Source organism: Rhizobium sp. 22-785-1 (assembly GCF_053521965.1).
In genome coordinates, this window is the sequence record NZ_JBNWDI010000003.1 from 351,982 (window position 1) to 374,615 (window position 22,634).

Consider the following 22,634-nt stretch of genomic DNA (forward strand, 5'->3'; position numbering starts at 1 on the left):
ATCCGGGGTTTTTTATTCCGGCTTGCGCGCACAGATCGCGTAACGGTGCTGGATTCCGCGGGCCGCAGCCTTCAGGAAATTCCAGTTCTTGGCTTGGCTCCTATGGACGTCGCGAAGGTCGGTGTCGATCGTCACCTCCTCGAAACCAGCATCACGCAACAATACTGCAACCGCGTCCGCGCGCGCACCATTGGAAAAATAGACGCGTGAAAGAATGCTGTTATGGGTGCCCGCCATATCTGGCGGCATATGAACGGCTTCAGCCTTGAGAACTCCGCGCTTTTGCAGCCAGTTCGCCAGATCTTTCAGAAGCTTCTCGGTGCGGCTGACATTGACGAAATCACCATCGACGACCAGCACCTTGCCGCCGGGCTTCAGCACACGCAGCCACTCGCGGAAGGCAGCCTCTGGATCGACCAGCGTCCAGACCAGATGGCGGTTGATCACCACATCATAGTTCGCGTCCGGCTCCATGGTATTTTCTGCATCGCCCATCCGGAAAGTGATTGCTCGGTTGCGGCTCTTCGCTTTCGTCTTTGCGCGCTCCAGCATGGGCTCTGCCCAGTCGAGGCCAGTGACACGATAGCCGAGGTCGTCCATCAGATGCGAGACGACGCCCGTGCCGCTTGCGAGATCGAGCGCCAGCTTCCCCTCACCCGGTCCCAGATGCTTCAACACAAGGCGATGCCAGGCGGCGCGTTCATCCTCGGAAAAAATCTCATGACCTGGTGAAAGATCGAAGGTTGCAGCGCGCGCGGACCAATAGGCCTTGATCTCGTCCTTCAGACCAAAGTTGCTTCCGTAGCCATTTGCGCTGTCCATGCCGGTGAACCTCAGGATTGCAGTTGAGAATTGCTCTAAAAGATAAAACTTGACGAATGCAATCATAAAATCATAAAGCGCCAAAAGTTTTATTGGAGAGCTATTTCAATGCGCATTACGGGCAGATCCGCAGTTCTTGCAATGGGCCTTGTGGTTTCGAGCGTATGGCCAGCTTTCGCTGAAAAAGTGACGGTCAAAGACGTCACTGGACGCGATGTCGAGGTCAATGTGCCAGTCAAGCATGTCATTCTCGGCGAAGGCCGCCAAATCTATTTTCTCGCCGCTCTGGACAAAAACAATCCTTTTGAACATGTCGTCGGTTGGCGCGACGATCTGCCGAAGGCCGACCCGGAAACATATGACGCCTATCTCGCAAAATATCCGAACATCGCCAAGCTTCCCAAATTCGGTGGGATGAAGGACGGCACATTCGATATCGAGCAGGCGGTTGCGCTGAAGCCTGACGTCATCCTGATGAACATCGACGCCAAGACCGCAACAGAAGAAGCCGGCTATATTGAGAAGCTCGGCAAGGTCGGGATTCCTCTCGTCTATGTCGACTTCCGCGAGAAGCCGATGGAAAACACCGAGCCGAGCATGCGCCTCATGGGCAAGCTGATGGGCAAGGAAACAGTCGCGGAAGACTTCATCAAGTTCCGCTCCGACAGCATCCAGCGCGTAACCGACGTCCTTGAAAAGGAAAACCCGAAGAAGCCCGTGGTCTTCGTCGAGCGCGCTGGCGGCTATTCGGACGATTGCTGCATGTCCTTCGGCAACGAAAACTTCGGCAAAATGGTCGAAATCGCCGGTGGCATCAACATGGCCAAGGGTATAATCCCCGGCACCTTCGGCACGGTCAACCCGGAACAGATCATCGCCTCCAATCCTGATCAGATCATCATTACCGGCGGCAAGTGGGATGCCTATGTACCAGGCGGCAACTGGGTCGGCGTGGGCTATGGCGCGGACCTCAAGGAAGCACGCCGCAAGTTGGAAAATCTGACAAAACGTCCGGGCTTTACCGGCGTCAAGGCGGTGGAGAACGGCAACGTCCACGCCATCTGGCACCAGTTCTACAACAACCCGTACCAGTTCGTCGCCATCCAGGAGATCGCAAAGTGGCTGCACCCCGCTCTCTTCAAGGATCTCGATCCTGAAGCGACGTTCAAGGAACTGCACGAGCGCTTCCTGCCGCTCGAATATAAGCCCGGCTACTTCGTGTCTCTCAAGGACGACACGTAAGAGCTGTACCGTGATGGCCCGAACCAGGCCAGACCGAACGAAGCGAGGCGGCCCTCCATCCGGCTCGCCATGCTGTTTTTAAAAGAGGGTTATCCCATGATTTTCAAAACGCTTGGCACCATTGCAACGATTATCCTTGCCGCACTTTCATCCCCAGCATGGTCGACTGAGATAATCGACGCTGCTGGTCGCACCGTCGAGATGGACCTGCCGGCAAAGCGGGTTATCCTCGGCGAAGCCCGTCAGGTTCATGTGGTGGCTGCCCTCAAGGGTGAAAAGACATTCGATACGGTTGTTGGCTGGCGTGACGATCTCATCAAAAAGGATCCCGACAGCTACACGGCCTATGTGGAGCGTTTCCCGCAGATCAAGGACTTGCCCCGCTTCGGCTATCTGCCGCAGGGCGAATTCAGCCTCGAAGCCGCCATCGCCCTTTCGCCGGATATCATCACACTCAACCTGGAGGCGGAGCAAAGTGCCAAGGAAAGCGGTTTCGAGGACAAGGCCGCCGCTGCCGGTATCAAGGTCGTCTATCTCGATTTTCGCCTCGATCCAGAGAAGAACACCGAACCCTCCATTCGCGCCCTTGGACAGATATTCGGTGCCGAGCAGCGGGCCGACGAGTTCATGGCCTATCGACGCCAGCAAATTGCGCTCGTCACCGACAGACTTGCAACGGTCAAGGACCTGAAACGCCCAGGCGTCTTCATCGAACGCGCGCCGGGCATTTCCGGAGAAAACACCTGCTGCCGCACCTTCGGCCCGGTCAATTTCGGTGAAATGATCGAAAAGGCTGGAGGCCACAACATTGCGTCTGACGTGATCAAGACAACCTTCGGCGACCTGAACCCCGAACAGCTGGTCGTTTCCGATCCCGAGCACATTATTGTCACCGGTTCAAACTGGGCGGCAGAATCCGACATCAACCAGTTCGTTCCAGTCGGACGCGGTGCGGACATGAAGCTTTCGCGGCAACGTCTGGCCAAGCTGATGACCCGCACGCCCTTCCCGGAATTGAAGGCAGTGAAGGACGGCAATGTGCACGCCGTCTGGCACCAGTTCTACGGCGCTCCCTATGAGTTCGTTCCGATCCAGCAATTCGCCAAGTGGTTCCACCCGGATCTCTTTGCCGACCTTGATCCGGAAAAGAACTTTGATGACTTCCACAAGAAATTCCTGCCCATCACCTACAAGCCAGGCTACTTCGTCTCCCTCGAAAAAGGCGTGAACTGATATGGCTTCCATCAGCGAGACGTCCGTGGAAACGGGGGGCCATCGATATCGCGCCCTTGCCGGTCGCCGTATCCTCATCCTGGTCGGACTGACATTGGCGCTGTGTCTCAGCGTCGCGACCGATATGGCGCTTGGGCCAGCGAGATACACACTCTCCGAAGTGGTCGGAGCGATTTTCGATCCAGCTGCCGTCGCCAACCAGCTGCGCGTCGTCATCTGGGATATCCGCATGCCGATTGCCCTGATGGCGGTCACCGTCGGCGCTTCTCTCTCCGTTGCGGGCGCGCAGATGCAGACCATCCTGTCGAACCCCTTGGCAAGTCCCTTCACGCTCGGCATCTCGGCCGCGGCAAGTTTCGGTGCGGCCATGGCACTCGTCGGTGGCATCGCGATCTTCCCCGGCGCTGTCGAGTATATGGTGCCGATCAATGCCTTCCTCATGGCCATGCTGGCAGCGCTTTTCATCCACTTCGCCTCGACCATGCGCGGTGTCAGCGTCGAAACTATCGTGCTTCTCGGCATCGCCCTGGTCTTCACCTTCAATGCCGCCTTATCACTGCTGGAATATCTGGCATCCGAACAAGCGCTGGCAGCCGTCGTCTTCTGGACCATGGGGAGCCTGACCAAAGCGACGTGGGCGAAGGTTTATGTCACGGCGGCTATTCTTGTGCTCACCGTTCCATTGTTCATGAAGAACGCTTGGGCTTTGACGGCGCTCAGGCTCGGCGACGACAAGGCGGCCAGCATGGGCGTCAATGTCCGGCGCCTGCGCCTCCAGACCATGCTGACGGTAAGCCTGCTGGCCGCCATACCAGTGTCCTTCGTCGGCACGATCGGCTTCGTCGGTCTGGTCGGCCCGCATATTGCCCGCATGGTTGTCGGAGAAGATCAGCGCTTCTTCCTGCCCGGCTCCGTCATCTGCGGCGCGCTGCTGCTGTCGGTCACCTCGGTCGTCAGCAAGATGCTGATCCCAGGTGCTGTTCTGCCGATCGGCGTTATTACCGCCCTTGTCGGCGTTCCCTTCTTCTTCATCCTGATCTTTTCCAACAGGAGACGCGCATGGTAGCCTTGGCTCTTCAGGATGTCGGCGCAAAGTATGGCCGCACGACAGTTCTTTCCAACGTCACCATGGACATGCTGAAAGCCGGAAGCGTCACTGCCGTCATCGGCCCGAATGCAGCAGGAAAATCCACGCTCTTCAAGCGGATTGCCAGCCTGATTTCCGGTCCCGGCGTGGTGACGCTATCGCAAACGGAGCAAGGGCCGAAGACCATCTGCTACATGCCCCAGGACACTGGTGCCAATGCGGTGCTCACGGTTTACGAATCCATCCTGCTTTCTGCCAAGCAGGGAAGCGGCTGGAAAGTTCGCGACGACGAACTTGCCGAGATCGACGCGATCCTGAAGGCGCTCAACATCGACAACCTGTCCTTCCGCGGACTTGGCGAACTGTCCGGTGGTCAGCGTCAGCTCGTGTCTTTAGCGCAGGCACTGGTGCGCAAGCCGGAAGTGCTGTTGATGGATGAACCGACGTCGGCGCTCGATCTCCACCGACAGGTGGAAGTGCTGGACTTCATCTCAGGCCTTGCTCGCCGCCAAGGCATGATCGTGTTGATTGCGCTTCACGATCTGAACCACGCTCTGCGCTACTGTGAAAACACGCTCGTGATTGCAGGCGGCCAGATGGTGGTGAGCGGCATGACCGAAGATGTCATCACGCCTGCAATGCTGCGCGATATTTATCGGGTGGATGCGCGCATCGAAACATGCTCGAGGGGACAGCGCTTCGTTCTGGTAGATGGTACGGCCTGACGCCACCGCGTTTACAAATAGCTCTGGTAGAGCCGGTCAAACCACACGGCGCTAATTTTTTTGCGTTGCGGTCCATGACGCTGACAACGTCCCGCTTTGCAAAAGCACCATTCTAATATAGGACGATTCCATGGAACATTCTTCTTCCATATACACTCATGGGAGCATATTTTTATGGATAATGACGGTTCGGCAAAATATTTGAATAATGCATCATTAGCAGCAAACTTGCTGATGCAGATGGAGTTCGAGCGTCATGCATGAGTGCCTTTCCACGCCGCCAATCACGCCACTGCCTGCATGCGAAGACCGCGAATGGGCCCGACGCGCCATCGGCATACTTCAGGGTGATGGTCGCCGCTCGGCAGATACCCACCTCGTTAAACCCGTTTTCAATGGTCTGCGCGGCATATCGATCTATCTGAAAGACGAGTCGACGCACCCGACCGGCAGTCTGAAGCATCGCCTCGCGCGCTCGCTGTTCCTTTATGGCATCTGCAACGGCAAGATCCGGCAGGGAACCACGCTGGTGGAGGCGTCGTCCGGTTCGACCGCTGTCAGCGAGGCCTATTTCGCACATCTTCTCGACCTGCCCTTTATCGCCGTCATGCCGCACTCTACCAGCCGCCAGAAGGTCGAAGCCATCGGGCGCTTCGGTGGCCGCTGTCATTTTGTCGACAGCCCCGCCGAAGTTTACACCGAGGCAGAGAGACTGGCTGCGGAAGCGAATGGTCATTACCTCGACCAGTTCACTTATGCCGAGCGCGCAACCGATTGGCGTGGCAACAACAACATCGCCGAGTCCATCTTCGACCAGATGCAGAGCGAAGAGCATCCACAACCATCATGGGTGGTGATGAATGCCGGCACAGGGGGCACCTCTGCCACCATCGGCCGCTACATTCGCTATCGCAATCTTCCAACCCGGCTCTGCGTGGTGGATGTGGAGCACTCGGCGTTTTACCAGTCTTATATGTCTGGGGATCGCAACGTCACCTGCTCGACGCCGTCGCGCATCGAAGGCGTGGGACGCCCGCGCGTGGAACCGTCCTTCATTCCCGGTGTCATCGACCACATGATCAAGATACCAGACGCGGCATCGATCGCTGCTATGCATGTGCTGTCGGAGCGACTTTTCCGACGTGTGGGCGGCTCAACTGGCACAAACTTCTTCGGCGTCTGCTGGATCGCTGCGGCGATGATGAAGGAAGGGCGTGAAGGTTCTCTGGTTTCGCTCATCTGCGACAGCGGTGACCGCTACGCAGCGACCTATTATAACCAAGACTGGCTGGCTGAGAACAAGATCGACATCGCGCCTTACAAGGCCATGGTGGAAGCCTTCATCGACAGTGGCGACTTCCGCAACTTCGATGTAAGCGTCGAGACGGCATAGAGCAGCGCCGCGCTGCAACTATCCCACGGATGCGGCATGCCGGCGAAGTGCTACATACTCCCAGATCGCGACCATAAGCAGGACAGCGGCACTGACGATCTGCAATCCATAGAGCGGTACGCCCGGCACGAAGAGAAGTGCGGCCAGCACAACGATACCTGCGAAGTGCGAAATCGGCCTCACGAAGGACGATGCAACCTTCACGCCGATATTGCCGATCAGAAAAAGGATGGGCCCGCCCATGATGGCAAGCGATTCCCGCAACGTCGACGCATCGTGACTGTGGGAAAGGCTGAAATCCTCTCCAACTGCCGTCAGAATGATTCCGGCAACGATTGGCAGGTGGCCGTAGTTGAAGAGATTTTGCGCGATCGTTTCCGGCTCTGCGGCCTCCTCGGCCTCTTCGGCCTTATCCGATACTTCCTCTTGGCCATGGTGAAAATATATCCACCACATCACGACCGTACTTAAAAAGGCAGCACAGAATACAATGAACGTCAGGTTCGAATTCATGTATTCCGTCGCTGTTTTCCCTGTGGTCAAAATGGTTTCGCCAAGGCAGATAATGACGAAGAGCGCGCAACGCTCCGCCAGATGCTCTCCCGAGAGAAGAAGTTGCTCGTCGTCTTGAGCCCGCAACCCGGGAACATGATAGCGCGCTAAAGGTCCAGCATATTCTATGGCAATGGCCACGGTCCACAGGATCAAGCGAATAGTTAGATCGTCTTGGAAACCGCCGGCGATCCAGAGGAGGCTGGACACCATCAGCCAGACTGTCATCCTACCGAAGGTCTTGGAATTTCCGTGATCGACCCCGCGGAAGACATAGAGCCCGAAGAGCGAGCGAGACAGCTGCATCGCCGTGTAGATAGAAGCAAAGATAAGGCCTTGGCTCTCAAATGCCTTCGGCAGCGCAATCGCCAAAAGGACACCCGCAAACATTAGCCCGAACAGGAACATCCTGACCGGGCCCTTGTCTGTGTTCAACAGATTGGTCAGCCACGTGGTGTGAACCCAAAGCCACCACAGGGCAAGGATAAGGATCGCCGCCTCGTAAAGCGCGGTCGGGCCGAAATCTTTCGCCAGGGTGGCCGAAAGCTGGATCAGCGCAAAGACGAAAACAAGGTCAAAAAATAGCTCCGGGAACGTGGCCTTCTGCGACTCGTCGCCGTCTGGCCTGATCCAACCCCTATCCGCATTTTTTGCCAATACTGGCTCCCCGGTGTAAATGCTTTACCGAGCTGGCGGCAAGCGATCGTTTAAACTACCGTGCCGCGGTCGCGAAGGACATGTCAGGATGCCCAGCTTCCCGCTCCAAGGCCTGGTTACGCCCCATCAATTCCACGTCGCTGGAGTTGTCTGGATAGAAACGTGGACCTATCAATCGAACGCGCTTTCCCGCAACATCGACGATATAGTGAGGCCGCACATCTTCCATGGCCTGCCTCGTAACCGTCGCCAGCGACGGCTTTTTTGACGGAATAACGCTGCTGACTTCGTAGGTCTGCGCTAGCACAGCGGTCGTCGTTGACAATAGGAATAGCGCAGCGGCGCCTACAGCGGACCGTTTCATCTTCTTCTCCAGCTCTATCTTGCTTTGCACGAACAACATAAATCAGGGAAATATGGTTCCACCGCCGTTGCGTCATGCCTAGTCATTTGTGCGAAAGCGTACTCAAGCTCTGGAAAGCGGACAGAAACTTGCATAAGCAAAGGCATAGGCCTAGGTCCAGTTCAACCGAACATTGCGACATGCCTTGCAAAGTTACATATCGGGATCTGGGGACGTCATTGGTCAAGCTATCTCCTTTCGTCAGGCGAACGCTCGTCATGCTGGGGCTTGGAATTGCGCTGCTGATCGGGATGGTCGGCGCGTCTCTTTGGCTTGTGCAGAAGAACGACAGCTATTCACATGAGATCGTCGATCTCCGGCGGACGCGCGCCGCCATTCTGGATCTGTTGACCACGATCCAGGACGCAGAGACGGGACAGCGCGGTTATCTTCTGACGCGAAGGGAAGAATATCTGGCGCCCTATAGCGATGCTGCCGAAACGCTTGCGGACAAACGCGCGCGCTTGGTAGCAGCCATTCAGAACAAGCCTGCCTACGCTGCAAAACTTCCGGGGCTGCAAGCCGCGCTCATAGCCAAGCTCAACGAAATCGGGCGTACGATCGACCTCGTCAATGCGGGACGCACGGATGAAGCGATTGACATCGTGCGGGCCGATAGCGGCCTCATATATATGCGGGAAATCCGTCAAACACTGGATTATTTTCAGGACATTACGGATGACCGGCTGCGCACGATCGTTTCCGAACAGCTCAACGCGGCCTACAACCTTCGCTGGGTGACGGTCGGCGGTGCAATCGCAATCGTCGCGGTGGTGGGCGGTGCGCTTTTCCTCATCGCGAAATATGTGGGCGAATTGATGCGCTCACGCGAGGAGGTCGATTCGCTCAACCGCGGCCTTGAAGAGCGCGTCAACGAAAGAACAAGAGACCTGATTAGGGCTAATCAGGAAATCCAACGCTTCGCCTATATCGTGACCCACGACCTGCGTGCGCCACTCGTTAATATCATGGGATTCCTCTCGGAATTCGAGGCCTCGCTCAAACCAATTGAGCGCTACGTCCTTGCCAATGGTGCAACGCTTCAAGACAGCGAGATCAAGGAAGCCCGGCTTGCCGTTGAAGAAGATCTGCCGGAAGCGATAGGCTTCATTCGTTCGTCCACCCGCAAGATGGACCAGCTTATCAATGCCATCCTAAAGATCTCACGCGACGGCCGTCGCAAATTGCAGGCGGAGAAAGTCGACCTGAAGGAGCTACTGGCAACAGCGGCTGCAAGCGTTCAGCACCAGGTTTCTGCTGTGGATGGTGATATCGACGTGAACGTACAGCCATTCACTGTGATCAGTGATAGGATTTCGCTCGACCAGATTCTTGGCAACCTCTTTGACAATGCCGTAAAGTACCAGATGAAAGGCCGTCCACTTCAACTTTCGGCGCGCATCTTGCCGCAAGGACGTGGCCTAGTCCGGGTCGATATCTGCGATAATGGACGCGGAATCGCAGAGGATGATCTCGAACGGGTGTTTGAACTCTTCAGACGCGCCGGCGACCAGGATCAACAAGGCGAGGGTATTGGACTCGCACATGTGCGTTCGCTAATAAGAAATTTAGGTGGAGACATTACCGTCACCTCGGAACTTGGCAAGGGAAGCACCTTTCAGCTGACTTTGCCAACGGATCTGCGGAAAATCACACGAGGTAACGAGATATGAAAATAACAGGACAGGAAGTCACGATCGTCATGATCGAAGACGATGAGGGACATGCCCGCCTGATCGAGAAGAATGTAAGACGCGCAGGCGTCAACAACGACATCGTCCCCTTCACATTGGGCAACAAGGCGCTCGACTATATTCTTGGACCGGAGCGTGACGGTCTCGTCAGCAAGGACCGATACCTGCTGGTTCTGCTGGACCTCAATCTTCCCGATATGTCGGGGATCCGGATCTTGGAGCAGATCAAGAGCAACGAACACACGAAGCGTCTGCCTGTCGTGGTTTTGACGACAACGGACGATGAGACCGAAATCCAGAAGTGCTACGATCTGGGTGCGAATGTCTACATCACCAAGCCGGTCGATTACGAAGGCTTTGCAACAGCAATTAGAAACCTCGGCCTCTTCTTCTCGGTCATACAGGTCCCATGAAGGCGTAACGGCGGTGCATATACTTTATGTCGATGACGATCCAACAGTTGCCAGGCTCGCCACCCGCGTGCTGCGCCGACACGGCGTTGACGTCGAACATGCGCCGTCGGTCGCCATCGGGTTGGAAAAGTTCAATGCGGCCCGCTTCGACGCCGTCGTTCTGGATCACTACTTTCAAAACGGAACAGGTCTTCAATTCCTCAAGGCGATTGGAGAGCGGACACGCGACACGCCCGTTCTCTACGTAACGGGTGCGAGCGAGGCGCAAATCGCCATTGATGCCTTGAAAGCCGGCGCTGCCGATTATGTGATCAAGACTGTCACAGACGATTTCTTCCCTCTGCTGCTGACGTCGATCGAGCAGGTCTGCGCGAACTTCCAGCTTCGTAAGGAAAAGGAGGAGGCAGAGCGTCTTCTGGTGCGTGCCAAGGAGCGCGCCGAACTGATGGCGAAGGAGATGAACCACCGCATCGCCAACAGCCTTTCGCTGGTTTCCGCGATGATACGCATGCAGATGAACGCGGCCTCCAGCGAGGAGGCGCGCACCGTGCTATCGGAAACGCAAAACCGCATTTCCGCCATAGCAGGCGTTCACCGCAGCCTTTACACCGCGGACAATATGGGTGTCGTCGATCTCGATGCCTATCTCTCTTCGATCATCAGCGAGCTTGCCAAGTCCGGTCCCGATGAAGAGCGTATCCGCATCACCACGGATATGGAGACGATCAGCGCCGCACCCGATCAGGCGGTGGCGCTTGGTGTGATCGTCACCGAGCTGGCCACCAACTCTCTCAAATACGCCTATCCCTCCGGAAGCGGAGATATTCGCATTGCGCTGAGAAGCCGGGACGGAAAGCTGCAATTGACAGTCGAAGACGATGGCGTGGGCATGGGAAGCGCGCCTACGCCGCAAGGCACCGGGCTCGGCACCAAGCTGATATCCGCCATGGCCCGAAGCCTCAAGGCGACAGTAGAACAGAGCAGTGTGCAGCCGCAAACGGGAACGCGCATCTGCGTAGAGTGGGACGCGACACACGTCTGAATCGGCGATGCGTTTTCAGTTCACGCAGATTGGGCGGACGTTCGCCGCAATCACGACACGCGATAAACAGAGGACACTGGCCGCGCGGCGCCCAGCGTCCTTAGATCTAAGCATCGTATTTTCCTACAATCGATCCCGACCTTCCGAGCGACGCTTTCGGGCGCGTCTCCATTAAGAGCGAACGCTTCAGTATGTGCCCGGCAGGCCAGCAACGACTTGCGGTGCAGGCGTACCCGCCATCATTTGCGAGGGAGGCGCCAACGATGTTACAACGATCGGCGTGCCGTCCGGCACGCGATTATAAAGGTCGACAATGTCCTGGTTCATCAAGCGGACGCAACCGGACGAGACGGATTTGCCGATCGTCCACCATTCAGGCGAACCGTGGAGGCGATAGATCGTATCACGACCGTCCTTAAAGATATAGAGCGCACGCGCGCCCAGCGGGTTCATCAAACCCGGTGCCATGCCGCCATTGGCGGCGCTATAGGGCTGAAGCTCGGGCTGACGTGCAATCATCTCGTCAGGCGGTGTCCAGCGTGGCCATTGGCGCTTGTACTGGATGACGCCCCTGCCCGACCACTCGAACCCGGCGCGCCCAAGACCGACGCCGTAGCGCATGGCCTGATTGTTTTCATATGTCAGATAAAGAAAATGGTTCGCCGTATCGACCACGATCGTACCGGGCCGTTCGCCAGTCGGGTTTTCCACCATCTGACGGTAAAAGCGCGGGTCGATCTTCTGGTAAGGGATAGCCGGAAGCGGAAATTGCTCCTCAGGTTTCGGTCCGTAGACTTCGGCGTAATAGGGATCAACCCTTGGGCGGACCTCCACTGTTTCGCGTGGTGTTGTGGTACAGCCGGCCAATGCCGTCAGCGCCAGTCCGCCGGTGCCGAACAGGAAACTCCGGCGTGTCGTGTCATGCTTATTCAATCCAGATCCTCATCAACTGGTCATCGCGTTCCCGAAAACGGGTCTGCGAGCGCCGCGTCCGGGCGGCTTATCGGGTACTTTGTGCCGGATACGCGCCCTGCCATATCCTTAGGTCCGCTGCTTTTCAGAAGAGCACGGAAACTCGGATGCATTCCGCCATCCACATAAGCGTTCAGAGCGCTTGAAGTTCCTTCAGCCATTGCAACGTCGAGCTTCTGCTTCTCGGCACTCAGACGTGCTGCCACCTGCGCCTCGGGTTGATTGATGGCAGGCGGGCACGCGGCCAGCGGATCGCTCGGTTCTCCATTGGCAAACTCCGCATTGAAGACATAACGGCGACCGCAGACTGACACTTTCGGTTGGCGACGGGTGACCTCGAAGTAATCATAGCCATCCTTCAGGGTCCGCCAGAAGGCAAAGTTCGGGTCATTCTTGTAGGCGGCCATGTTTTTCGCCGTCATACGGAAAGGATAGGCCTGCACTTGGAAACGGTCCTGACCGCCCTTCAATGCCCGTTCGACGATCGCATAGATTTCACCCACCTGCGCATCCGTCATCGCATAGCAGCCGGACGAAGAACACGCACCATGCACCATGAGTGCTTCGCCGGTATAGCCAAGCGCAGATTCGAGCCTGTTCGGATAACCGAGGTTGAACGAGACGTAGTATTGAGAGTTCGGATTCAGCATGCTGGAAGACACGTGATAGAAGCCCTCCGGCGCCTGTCTGTCTCCGCTCTTCGTCTTGGGTCCGAGCTTGCCGGACCAGCGGCACATGGGATAGGTCTTGAACAGAGCGTAGTTGCCGGTTTTGTCGACTTTCCAAACTTCCAGTTCGCTTTCCTGCTTGAATATGCGCACAAGAACCGGGCTTTCCGGCTTCATGCCCTTGGCGGACATGGCAGCTGCAACTTTGGAGGACAGCTTCGGCGGCTCTTTCGACGCGCTGTCAAAACCCATAGACGTACAGGCAGCAAGCGACGCGCACAGTGCTACGACGGCAGCGGCACGTGCCGAAGCAATCATGATGTCTCGAAGCTTCGTTGGTGCGAAACCCGATTTTGCCGAAGTGCCCATGGAATGTCTTGCCTGTCTCTCTGCCGCTACTGCGTAACTAAAGAAGGTGACCACATGACGGCAACCACCCGCTTGCACAAAGAGTCGTGAATTTGCGTTACGAGTTCGTTAATCATAGACACACAAACACGTGAGAAACCGTGTGCGGCAATCCGGCTAGCGAAGCAACCCTTGTCCGCCATCGATCCAGACCGGCGTGCCGGTGATGTGACGCGATTTGTCGCCGGCCAGAAAGACCACCAGATCAGCCACATCCTCACTTAAACCGGCCTTTCCACCCGTAATAGGAATGTCCCCCTCCGGCCACTCAACCGGGACAGCGGTCTCGCGCGAACTGCGAATATCGGTGTTGTCATCGATTTTGGTTTCGATGGCCCCTGGGCAAATCGCGTTCACTCGGATCTTGTATTGCCCCAGTTCGAGCGCTAGCTGCTGGGCCATGGCAAGCTGGCCAGCCTTTGTAGCCGAATAGGCAGTGGCACCGGGGGAGGTAAAGGTGCGCGTTCCGTTGATGGACGAGACGATGATGATCGATCCGCCGCCAGCGGCTTTAAGATGTGGCACGCTCTTGTTGAGGGTAAGGTAGGTTCCGCGAAGATTGACCGTGATGGTATTATCCCATTCCTCAGGCGTCAGATCCTCAATCGGGGCCCATACGCCGTTAATGCCGGCATTGGCAACAACAACATCCAGGCGGCTGAAGGTCTCCGTCAGTTGATCGATTGCGTGCGCCATCTCGTACGGATCTGCAACATCGGCAATGAGCGCTTTTGCGGTACCACCCTGGCTTTTAACTTCCGCCACAAGTTCGTCGAGTTCACTCGCCGTGCGGCCGAGCGCGCCTATCGCATAGCCCTCTTTGGCAAGCGCAATCGCGGCTGCTTTTCCGATACCTGATCCGGCGCCGGTCACGAGTGCGACTTTTCCTTTCACCATAAGATCTCCCCTGTGCTGCAACGCGATCTTTTAACCGCGCCCTCCACAAACTGCTTAGAAAAACGGTTGTTCCGAAAGACACAACGCGGCAACATGTCCAGATGAACAAGGATTTTTTTTCGAGGGACGCCGTTACCGTTGCCAAGGCGATGATCGGCATGGAGTTCCGACTCCACAATACGGGCGGGATCGTCGTCGAGACAGAAGCCTATCGGTCGGACGATCCGGCGTCCCACAGCTTCAATGGCCCCACCGTACGCAATCGCGCCATGTTCGGACCGCCAGCACATCTTTATGTCTACCGGTCCTACGGCATTCACTGGTGCGCGAACATAGTCTGTCTTTCTGGCTCCGCTGTGCTGATACGGGCTCTCGACCCTCAAACCGGCCTTGACCTCATGGCGTCTCGACGCGGAACTGCAGCCACGAAAGCTTTATGCTCTGGACCAGGAAAGCTTTGCCAAGCGCTGGGGATCACTGGCAATCTGGATGGAGTTTCGGTTCTACAAGAACCCTTCCTTCTGCGAGATCGCCAGTCCGTGCCTGATGTCTTGGTCGGCGCGCGCATTGGCATCAGTAAGGCGACCGAAGCGCAGTGGCGATTTGGCCTGAAAGGTTCAGACTGCCTCAGCAAGCCAATTACGCGCTTGCGCTAGACCACCATCGGTGGGTCATCATTCTCATCAGGATTGGGGTCCGGCGCCTCGTCGGGCAAGCGATCAGGCTCTGGCTCCTTGATCGGCGGCGTTTCAGGCTGGGGTGGCAAGGGAGGCGATACCGGATTTGGTTCGGTCGGAACGATACCCACTGTTTTTCTTCTCCCAATCTATGCGGGCAGTCTGATTTTTGATTTCGTCGCCCGGTCCGCTATTGTCGCCGAAACGATCCCGTCATCTGATCAGGTTGCCCGCGGTTCGTTACACTAAAACGCCGGGATAGTGAGAAGGTTGCCTACTGTGTTGTGATTACGCGTAGCCAAGCGAACTGCGTGCCACTTCGCGCTGGTCGCCATAATCCCGCGTATGGGCGTCATGGCCATATTCGTGCGCTGCGTGCGTCAGCTGTAAATCCGGCACCTGCAGCAAGGCGTCAGCGTAAGTGCCGGTTTCCTCGTCAATGTCGAGAATGGTATGAGCAGGCTTTAGAAAATCGAACATGGCTTCCTCCCATTCGAAGTTTCTTTCTAACGCATCACCCGGCGCTACGTTCCTCCTCGTGGCGCCGACTATGTTCGTTACCGCCCAATTTTAACACACATTATTTTGATGAATCCTTATACGAATGCGACACTTCTTATCGAGCGCACGAGTTTGAGCAGACCCGACGCCGTATGGTATGTCTTCACGGCTCGGGCTATCCTACACCCCTCGCCGGTTACCCCACAGCATGACGTGAAGTTGGGGCAGCACACGCGCTTCGAACCAGCGTTCCGATGTCACCTTGTCGACCAGCCAAAGCATCCGATCCATGATGCCGTCGAGATCCACCCTCGCCTCGTCGTCATCGGGTGGTGGAGGCGTATGATTTCCGGGCTGCAGATAGACGGGAAGGGTGGGGAAACGCCCGGAAGCCTGCCGAGCAAAGGCGTAGTCGGCATCGTCAAAAACAACTACTTTCAGTGCAACGCGAGGCGCGCCACCGGCCGCCTTGAGACAGGTTTCAAGCGCCTGCCAGTCGGTGTCCATTCCGCTCGACGGCGGCTTGGGGCTGAGCACGAGGTGATCCAACTCGGCAAACCAGTCCTTGGAAAGGCTGCCTTGGGTTTCCAGCGCAAAGCGATAGCCTTTCGACTTTCCTTTTTGGATCAACGCCGCAAGTGGCTGGATCGCCGGATTACCGCCGGACAGCGAAACAGTAATCGGCTTGCCGCCGGACAGCGTTTCGACCTGCGCCCAGATCTGCTCGACATAAAGCGGCTTCCAGTCTTCCCGATAGGCGCTGTCGACAGCATGAAGCGTATCGCACCAAGCGCAGCGATAATCGCACCCACCGGTCCGCACGAAGACCGTCGGCAGGCCGATCAGCGGCCCCTCCCCCTGAATGGTAGGGCCGAAGATTTCACTGATGCGGATGGGCTGCTCGCGCAGTTGCGCTTCCGGCGCGGTCATGGTTGGGCCGGTGGACGGTATTCCGCCCATGTCTTGGCCGTCTCGCTGACGCGCACGGCACTCGTCTCCGGGAGTCGTTCCTTGCACCAGTCGTAGAAATGTTGTGCGAGCCGTTCCGCTGTCACCATATCATGGCCCAGCACTTCGTTGAGGTGACGGTGATCGAAGCAATCGTCGATGTAGCGCTTGAGGGGCGCAAGCTCGTGATAGTCACGAACGAACCCATGTTCGTTCAGTGTTTCTCCTGAAAGCTCGACTTCGACGATATAATTATGGCCGTGCAGACGGGCGCATTGGTGATCGGCCGGTAGCGCCTTCAACTGATGCGAAGCCGAAAAATGAAACTCCTTGGTGATGCGAAACATCAGCGCACCTCCTGCGCCGCATAGGCACTGGTGGCGGCAATCCAGAAATCCGGGTCTTCGTAATCGGTGGGATCGCTCACCCCGGCTAGATGGAAAGCTTCGCGACGCTCCACGCAGGTGCCACAGCGGCCACAGTGGCGTGTGCCGCCCTTATAGCAGGACCATGTCTGCTCAAAAGGCGTTTTATGTTTTGCCCCATCTGTAACGATATCCGCCTTGGTCACATTCACATAGGGCGCGTAAAGCTCCACCTCGGCATAACCCTCCAACGCGTGGCGCTGCATGACGTTGAAGCTGTCGATGAAGCCGGGGCGGCAATCTGGATAGATGAAATGGTCGCCGCCGTGTACGGCGATCGCCACGGCATCTGCCTGCTGGGCAGCGGCCAGACCGAATGCAATGGTGAGCATGATCGCGTTACGGTTCGGCACAACGGTAGAGCGCATGCTTTCCTCCGCATAATGACCGTCCGGCACGTCCACATCGTCGGTCAAGGCCGAACCTGTGAGATGTGATCCGATGGTGCGGATATCGATGATATGGTGCGGCACGCCGAGACGGACCGCGCAAGCAGCGGCAAAATCGACTTCTTTCCTGTGACGCTGGCCATAATCGAAAGAGAGAAGAGCGAGAAGTTCGTGTTCCGCTGCAATTCTGTGCGCAAGCGAAATGGAGTCCAATCCGCCGGAGCAGATGACGATGGTTTTCATAAGTTGGGATCCCTTGTTTTGACCGGGTGGGCTGCGACCGGATTACGAAGGGGCTTTTAGAGCAAAGAATAAGAGTTGTGAAGACTCGAAAAAACCGCCGGGATTAACCTGGCGGCTTTCCGATATTGATGGAGGAGTAGAGCGCCCTGCGCCCTTTAAGACACTGAGGACGCTCTATTTCCTTCGAACGGCAGCATGCTTTCGATGCTTTATCGTTACCGCAGCAGAGACTGAGCTTCCTCTATACCGAGCGCTGCCGGCTGTGTGCAGGTTGTGGTCAGGTCGATGAAGCGCCCCTCCTCGCCGGACTTCAGGATCGAAGTCATGACGTTGATGCCATGGAGCGAGCGCTCCAGCGAGCATCGCGCGTCGCGGCCTTCGATAAGCGCCATCGCCATATCGGCAAGGCCGGCCGTACGGTAGTTTGCGCGTGGACCGTTCGGGCTTTCCTGGTTGGCAATACCGAAGGGATGCGCCCAGTCTTCGAGGGGCTGGATGTCCTTGTTGCGACCGCTCGCTTCGACCACGCCCCCAAAGAAGTTTGGGTCAGGCACGTAGATGGAGCCCTCGGTGCCGTAAAGCTCCATATTGGCGTGGCGATGCGACCAGACATCCCAGCTCGCCGACAGCGTAATCGTGGCGCCGTTGACGAATTCCAAAAGCGCATGAATGTTGGTCGGCGTTTCTACCGGTATAATCTGCCCGTTCAGCGGCTGGCTGGTGACGGTACGCGTCGGGTTTGCCATGGAGGTCAGGGCGCCGACGCGCTTGACCGGCCCAATCAGATTGATGAGGTTCGCGATATAGTAGGGACCGAGATCCAGGATAGGTCCGCCGCCCTTCAAGAAGAAGAAGCCGGGATTGGGGTGCCACATTTCCATGCCGGGACTCATCACATGGCACGTGCCAGACGTGACACGGCCAATACCGCCTTCGTCGATATGCTTGCGGGCCAACTGATGCGCGCCGCCGAGGAAGGTATCTGGCGCGCAACCAACGGCCAGGTTCTTTTCCTTGGCGATACGGCGCAACTCTTCGCCCTCTTCCAGGCTTAGAACAAGCGGCTTTTCCGAGTAGACGTGCTTGCCTGCTTCGAGAATTGCCTTGGAGACCTCGAAATGGGCCGCCGGAATGGTGAGGTTGACGACGACATCGATCTCGTCATTCGCCAGCAGTTCCTCGATGGACTGCGCCTTGACGCCAAATTCCTCGGCACGCAGTTCAGCAGCGCTTCTGTTCAAATCTGCGCAGGCGAGCACCTTCAATCCCTTGAACAGGGGCGAGAGGGAAAAGTAAGTGGTTGAAATATTGCCGCATCCGATGATGCCGACGCCAAGTTCCTTGGCCATGTTATGACTCCGAAATCGTCGATGTTGAATCATTCCAGCAAACAATATTCCTGCCGGAACTCGAGTGAAAAAAGGGAGGAAGCGGTGAACCGTGGCTCACCGCTTCCTAGTCAGTAGCTGTTGAACGATGCGATAGAGCGCGTGATGAGACGATCAGCATCGCTCGGATTGTCATGCTCCACGACGTAATATTTGACCGCGGTATTCTGAAGGGCCGCGATCAAGGCCTTCCAGTCGACCGTGCCATGGCCCACATCCGACCAGCCATCTTCGTCCTTGTTCTCGCCAGCGGGTGCGATGTCCTTGACGTGGACTGCGGTGATACGCTTGCCATAACTTTCGATCCAGGCGAGTGGATCGGCATTTCCGCGGATGATCCAGGCGATATCGGCCTCCCATTCCAGATCGGGTCCGCCGGCAAGGATCTGCTCCTGTGGGGTCGAGCCGTCTTCAAGGGTTGCGAACTCGAAATCGTGGTTGTGCCATCCAAAGGAAATCCCGGCGTCGCGATAGGGCTTCCCAGCTTCCTGGAGACGCTTGCCAAAGGCGAACCAGCCGGCGGCGTCGCTCGGGCGCTGATCCGGGAGAAGATAAGGGCAATAGATTGCCTGGATGCCAAGCGTTTTGGCAATTTTCAACGACTGCTCGCGATCGTTCTCCAGCATATCGAGACCGAAATGGCCGGTCGGCATGGTCAAACCATTCGCATCGAGATCGGCACGAAGACCCTTCAGCGCGGCCTCATCCATGGTGGCATAGATACCGCCAAATCCCTCCACATGGGCGTAGCCTGCTGCCGCGAGCTTCTTGAGCATGTCGGAAAGCGGCGGAAAATTGCGCGCGCTATAAAGTTGAAAGCCGAGTTTGGTCATATGTCTCTCCTGACATTTGGCTATCGAGTGAAAGGGTTTAGATACGCTCTTCGGTCGTCGCATCGAAAAGCGAGGCCATGGTCATATCGAAGGCAAGCTTGACCCTCGTACCTGGCGCAAATCTCCTGTGACCGCCGACGCGGACCGAGATCGTGTGACCGGCAAGCTTGAGCCAGATCAGATTGTCCGCACCCATAGGCTCTTCGATATCGACTGTCGCGTCATGGATCTCGCCGCCGGTGATGTCAGCATCGACGCGGATATGCTCCGGTCGCACGCCGAGAACTGCGGGTTTACCCGCCATCAACGGCGCAGCGGTTTGATAACCGTCCAGGCTGAAGTTCACGCCATTCGTCGTGAAGACCACCTCGCCATCCTTCTCGATCAATTCGCCCCGCAGAAAGTTCATCGATGGCGAGCCGATAAAGCCCGCAACGAAGAGGTTCCTCGGCTTGTTGTAGATCGAAACCGGGTCATCCAACTGCTGGATGACGCCGCTTTTCATGATGGCGATGCGATCCGCCAGCGTCAGTGCCTCGATCTGGTCATGGGTCACGTAGATCATCGTGTTCTTCAGCGACTGGTGCAGGCGCTTGATTTCCACCCGCAGCTCCGAGCGCAGCTTGGCATCGAGGTTGGACAGCGGTTCGTCGAAAAGGAACACGTCCACGTCACGCACCAGCGCCCGCCCGATTGCGACACGCTGACGCTGGCCACCAGACAGTTCGGCTGGCTTGCGCTTCAGCAGCGGCTCTATCTGCAGGATTCCCGCTGCCCTTTTTACCCGACGATCGATTTCGTCCTTCGGCACTTTTGCTACCTGAAGCCCAAAGGAAAGATTCTTTTCAACCGACATCTGCGGATAGAGCGCATAGGACTGAAAGACCATTCCAATGCCGCGATCCTTCGGCTCCTCCCAGGTGACATTGCGATCCTTGATAAAGATCTGGCCTTCAGTCGGTTCCAGAAGTCCGGCGATGCAATTCAGCAAGGTGGATTTTCCGCAGCCTGAGGAACCCAGAAGAACGAGGAACTCACCGTCATAGATATCGAGATTGAGGTTCGAGAGCACGTTGACGGCGCCAAACGACAGAGACAAATCCCGAATGGAAACGCTTTTGTCCATAAACTTACCCTTTGACTGCGCCTGCGGCGATGCCGCGCACAAAAAGCCGGCCTGAAACGAAATAGACGAAGAGAGGGACTGCACCCGTCAACAGCGTCGCTGCCATATTGACGTTATATTCCTTCACGCCCTGAACTGAGTTGACGATGTTGTTGAGCTGCACCGTCATCGGATAATATTCAGGTCGGGTGAACACGACGCCGAAGAGGAAGTCGTTCCAGATGCCCGTCACTTGCAGGATCATGGCGACGACGAAAATCGGCATCGACATGGGGAACATGATGCGGAAATAGATCTGCCAGAAGTTGGCGCCGTCGATACGCGCCGCTTTGAACAGCTCTTCCGGAAGACCGGCAAAATAGTTGCGGAACAGCAGCGTCAGGATCGGCATGCCGAAGATGGTGTGGACGATGACAAGACCCGTTAGCGTTCCGTAAATGCCCATTTCGCGCAGCACGATGACGATAGGGTAGATCATCACCTGGTAGGGGATGAACGCACCGATGATGAGGATGGAGAAGAAAAACTCCGAACCCTTGAACTTCCAGTTCGCCAACGCGTAGCCGCTGATCGAGGCGATCAGGATAGACACGATAGTGGATGGCACCATGATGCGAACGGAGTTCCAGAACCCGCGAGACAGACCATCGCAATTTAGGCCTGTGCAGGCATTCGCCCAGGCCTTGACCCAAGGCTCGAACGTGATCTCCACCGGCGGGGCAAAGATATTGCCCAGGCGGATTTCCGGCATACCCTTCAGCGAAGTGACCACCATGACGTAGAGCGGCAGCAAGTAGTAAAGTGCTGCTACGATTAGGGTTCCGTAAAGCACGATGTTGCGACGCGATAGCGTCTTGCGGGGCTTCCGACCGCGCGGTCCGCTCAATCGGTCCGATACGGCATCGGCCCCGGCAGCAACAGTGTTGAGAGTGCTGATATTAGCCACGCTTGCGCCCTCCGAATTCGAGGTAAGCCCATGGAATGATGATGATGGCGACAGTAAGCAGCATCATGGTTGAAGCGGCGAAGCCCTGCCCCAGATTCTGCGCCTGGAACATGTAGTCATAAACATATTTCGCCGGCACTTCGGAGGCGATGCCCGGACCGCCGCTGGTCTGCGCCACAACGAGATCGTACACCTTGACGATGCCGCTGGCGATGATGACGAGCGTGGTGATGAAGACCGGGCGCATCATCGGAATGACGATCAGGAGATAGGTCTTCCACATGGGAATTCCATCCACACGCGCTGCCTTCCAGATATCCTCGTCGATGCCGCGCAGGCCCGCAAGCATAAGGCACATGACAAGACCCGTGCCCTGCCAGAGTGCGGCAATCAAAATACCATAGATGACGATCTGTGAGTTATAGAGTGGGTCGAAAGTGAAGCTTTCCCAGCCAAGCGAGCGGACAACGGACTGAATGCCGAATTCAGGGTTGAGCAGCCACTGCCAGACGAGGCCCGTCACGATGAAGGACAGGGCAAAGGGGTAAAGGAAGATTGTTCTGAATGTGTTTTCGAAGCGGATCTTCTGATCCATCAAAGCGGCAAGCACGAAGCCTATTACCAGGCTGAAGATCAGCGACAACACGCCGTAAATGGCCAGGTTCTGAATTGATACGATCCAGCGCGGCGCGGCCCACAAGCGCTCATACTGGTCGAAACCGACAAAACTTGCCCTCGGCAGAAGCTTTGAGTTGGTAAAGGAATAAACGACAGTCCAGATTGTGCCCCCAAGAAAAATGACCATGGACGTCAAGATCAGGGGGATGGATGCAATCTTTGAATTCAGATTGCGAAATAGCTGGTTTGGACGTCCCGAATGGCTCTTTACGGCCATATGCCCTCCTATCAATCGGTGTTCCGGACATACGCAGAGCGACGTCCAAACGGTT

General features: G+C 56.7%; 24 protein-coding genes. 9 read left to right on the forward strand and 15 right to left on the reverse strand.

Features of this window, described 5'->3' with window-relative positions:
- Positions 1-12: 12 nt before the first annotated feature.
- The gene (locus tag ACQZ5M_RS09235; RefSeq protein WP_449079548.1) at positions 13-822 is read right to left on the reverse strand and encodes a class I SAM-dependent methyltransferase; all 810 of its coding nucleotides are present in this window, start codon (positions 820-822) and stop codon (positions 13-15) included.
- 108 nt (positions 823-930) lie between these two features.
- On the opposite strand from ACQZ5M_RS09235, the gene ACQZ5M_RS09240 reads away from it, so the two are divergent.
- From ACQZ5M_RS09240 to ACQZ5M_RS09260, 5 genes are all read left to right on the forward strand, one after another.
- Positions 931-2,064 (forward strand): ABC transporter substrate-binding protein, encoded by a 1,134-nt coding sequence (locus tag ACQZ5M_RS09240; protein WP_296098159.1) that lies wholly within the window; start codon positions 931-933, stop codon positions 2,062-2,064.
- Between the two features lie 96 nt (positions 2,065-2,160).
- Positions 2,161-3,297 (forward strand): ABC transporter substrate-binding protein, encoded by a 1,137-nt coding sequence (locus ACQZ5M_RS09245; RefSeq protein WP_296098157.1) that lies wholly within the window; start codon positions 2,161-2,163, stop codon positions 3,295-3,297.
- Between the two features lies 1 nt (position 3,298).
- Positions 3,299-4,363, forward strand: a complete 1,065-nt coding sequence (locus tag ACQZ5M_RS09250; RefSeq protein ID WP_296039691.1) for a FecCD family ABC transporter permease — start codon at positions 3,299-3,301, stop codon at positions 4,361-4,363.
- Positions 4,357-5,109 carry an ABC transporter ATP-binding protein gene (locus ACQZ5M_RS09255; RefSeq protein ID WP_296039693.1) on the forward strand — a complete coding sequence of 251 codons (753 nt, stop codon included), beginning with the start codon at positions 4,357-4,359 and terminating at the stop codon, positions 5,107-5,109. Before ACQZ5M_RS09250 ends, ACQZ5M_RS09255 begins: the two co-directional genes overlap by 7 nt.
- 256 nt (positions 5,110-5,365) lie before the next feature.
- The gene (locus ACQZ5M_RS09260; protein WP_296039694.1) at positions 5,366-6,502 is read left to right on the forward strand and encodes a PLP-dependent cysteine synthase family protein; all 1,137 of its coding nucleotides are present in this window, start codon (positions 5,366-5,368) and stop codon (positions 6,500-6,502) included.
- Positions 6,503-6,520: 18 nt separating this feature from the next.
- Here the strand turns inward: ACQZ5M_RS09260 and ACQZ5M_RS09265 are convergent, their stop codons facing one another.
- Positions 6,521-7,711: a low temperature requirement protein A gene (locus tag ACQZ5M_RS09265; protein WP_296039696.1), complete on the reverse strand. Its 1,191-nt coding sequence runs from the start codon at positions 7,709-7,711 to the stop codon at positions 6,521-6,523.
- A 55-nt stretch (positions 7,712-7,766) separates the two neighbouring features.
- Complete coding sequence (locus tag ACQZ5M_RS09270) at positions 7,767-8,075, reverse strand: hypothetical protein (RefSeq protein ID WP_296017478.1); 309 nt, start codon at positions 8,073-8,075, stop codon at positions 7,767-7,769.
- 257 nt (positions 8,076-8,332) lie between these two features.
- Between ACQZ5M_RS09270 and ACQZ5M_RS09275 the strand changes: the two genes are divergently transcribed.
- From ACQZ5M_RS09275 to ACQZ5M_RS09285, 3 genes are read left to right on the forward strand one after another with little or no spacing between them, the layout of a single operon-like run.
- The gene (locus ACQZ5M_RS09275; protein WP_296039706.1) at positions 8,333-9,787 is read left to right on the forward strand and encodes a sensor histidine kinase; all 1,455 of its coding nucleotides are present in this window, start codon (positions 8,333-8,335) and stop codon (positions 9,785-9,787) included.
- Positions 9,784-10,221 (forward strand): response regulator, encoded by a 438-nt coding sequence (locus tag ACQZ5M_RS09280; RefSeq protein ID WP_296017480.1) that lies wholly within the window; start codon positions 9,784-9,786, stop codon positions 10,219-10,221. The genes ACQZ5M_RS09275 and ACQZ5M_RS09280 overlap by 4 nt, the downstream gene beginning before the upstream one ends.
- 13 nt (positions 10,222-10,234) lie before the next feature.
- The gene (locus ACQZ5M_RS09285; RefSeq protein ID WP_296017482.1) at positions 10,235-11,263 is read left to right on the forward strand and encodes a sensor histidine kinase; all 1,029 of its coding nucleotides are present in this window, start codon (positions 10,235-10,237) and stop codon (positions 11,261-11,263) included.
- A gap of 186 nt (positions 11,264-11,449) precedes the next feature.
- Here the strand turns inward: ACQZ5M_RS09285 and ACQZ5M_RS09290 are convergent, their stop codons facing one another.
- The 3 genes from ACQZ5M_RS09290 to ACQZ5M_RS09300 form a co-directional block, all read right to left on the reverse strand.
- A complete protein-coding gene (locus tag ACQZ5M_RS09290; RefSeq protein ID WP_296017484.1) occupies positions 11,450-12,196 on the reverse strand; it encodes a L,D-transpeptidase in 747 nt (248 codons plus the stop codon).
- A gap of 20 nt (positions 12,197-12,216) precedes the next feature.
- The gene (locus tag ACQZ5M_RS09295; protein WP_296017632.1) at positions 12,217-13,221 is read right to left on the reverse strand and encodes a L,D-transpeptidase family protein; all 1,005 of its coding nucleotides are present in this window, start codon (positions 13,219-13,221) and stop codon (positions 12,217-12,219) included.
- Positions 13,222-13,428: 207 nt separating this feature from the next.
- Positions 13,429-14,208: an SDR family oxidoreductase gene (locus ACQZ5M_RS09300; RefSeq protein ID WP_296017486.1), complete on the reverse strand. Its 780-nt coding sequence runs from the start codon at positions 14,206-14,208 to the stop codon at positions 13,429-13,431.
- 101 nt (positions 14,209-14,309) lie between these two features.
- Here ACQZ5M_RS09300 and ACQZ5M_RS09305 point away from each other — a divergent pair, with 101 nt between their 5' ends.
- Positions 14,310-14,864 carry a DNA-3-methyladenine glycosylase gene (locus ACQZ5M_RS09305; RefSeq protein WP_296017488.1) on the forward strand — a complete coding sequence of 185 codons (555 nt, stop codon included), beginning with the start codon at positions 14,310-14,312 and terminating at the stop codon, positions 14,862-14,864.
- A gap of 309 nt (positions 14,865-15,173) precedes the next feature.
- Here the strand turns inward: ACQZ5M_RS09305 and ACQZ5M_RS09310 are convergent, their stop codons facing one another.
- The 9 genes from ACQZ5M_RS09310 to ACQZ5M_RS09350 all read right to left on the reverse strand — a co-directional run bounded on the left by ACQZ5M_RS09310 (position 15,174) and on the right by ACQZ5M_RS09350 (position 22,579).
- Positions 15,174-15,365 carry a hypothetical protein gene (locus ACQZ5M_RS09310; RefSeq protein WP_296017489.1) on the reverse strand — a complete coding sequence of 64 codons (192 nt, stop codon included), beginning with the start codon at positions 15,363-15,365 and terminating at the stop codon, positions 15,174-15,176.
- Between the two features lie 201 nt (positions 15,366-15,566).
- Positions 15,567-16,316, reverse strand: coding sequence for a 7-carboxy-7-deazaguanine synthase QueE (queE, locus tag ACQZ5M_RS09315; protein ID WP_449079607.1), 750 nt, complete (start codon positions 16,314-16,316; stop codon positions 15,567-15,569).
- Positions 16,313-16,681, reverse strand: coding sequence for a 6-carboxytetrahydropterin synthase QueD (queD, locus tag ACQZ5M_RS09320; protein WP_296017491.1), 369 nt, complete (start codon positions 16,679-16,681; stop codon positions 16,313-16,315). The genes queE and queD overlap by 4 nt, the downstream gene beginning before the upstream one ends.
- A complete protein-coding gene (queC, locus tag ACQZ5M_RS09325) occupies positions 16,681-17,391 on the reverse strand; it encodes a 7-cyano-7-deazaguanine synthase QueC (protein WP_449079549.1) in 711 nt (236 codons plus the stop codon). Before queC ends, queD begins: the two co-directional genes overlap by 1 nt.
- Positions 17,392-17,606: 215 nt before the next feature.
- Positions 17,607-18,740, reverse strand: coding sequence for a Gfo/Idh/MocA family protein (locus tag ACQZ5M_RS09330; RefSeq protein ID WP_449079550.1), 1,134 nt, complete (start codon positions 18,738-18,740; stop codon positions 17,607-17,609).
- 110 nt (positions 18,741-18,850) lie between these two features.
- A complete protein-coding gene (locus tag ACQZ5M_RS09335; protein WP_296017498.1) occupies positions 18,851-19,612 on the reverse strand; it encodes a sugar phosphate isomerase/epimerase family protein in 762 nt (253 codons plus the stop codon).
- Positions 19,613-19,649: 37 nt separating this feature from the next.
- A complete protein-coding gene (locus tag ACQZ5M_RS09340) occupies positions 19,650-20,738 on the reverse strand; it encodes an ABC transporter ATP-binding protein (protein WP_449079551.1) in 1,089 nt (362 codons plus the stop codon).
- Between the two features lie 4 nt (positions 20,739-20,742).
- Positions 20,743-21,684, reverse strand: coding sequence for a carbohydrate ABC transporter permease (locus ACQZ5M_RS09345; RefSeq protein ID WP_296017503.1), 942 nt, complete (start codon positions 21,682-21,684; stop codon positions 20,743-20,745).
- Complete coding sequence (locus ACQZ5M_RS09350; RefSeq protein WP_296041686.1) at positions 21,677-22,579, reverse strand: carbohydrate ABC transporter permease; 903 nt, start codon at positions 22,577-22,579, stop codon at positions 21,677-21,679. Before ACQZ5M_RS09350 ends, ACQZ5M_RS09345 begins: the two co-directional genes overlap by 8 nt.
- Positions 22,580-22,634: the final 55 nt, after the last annotated feature.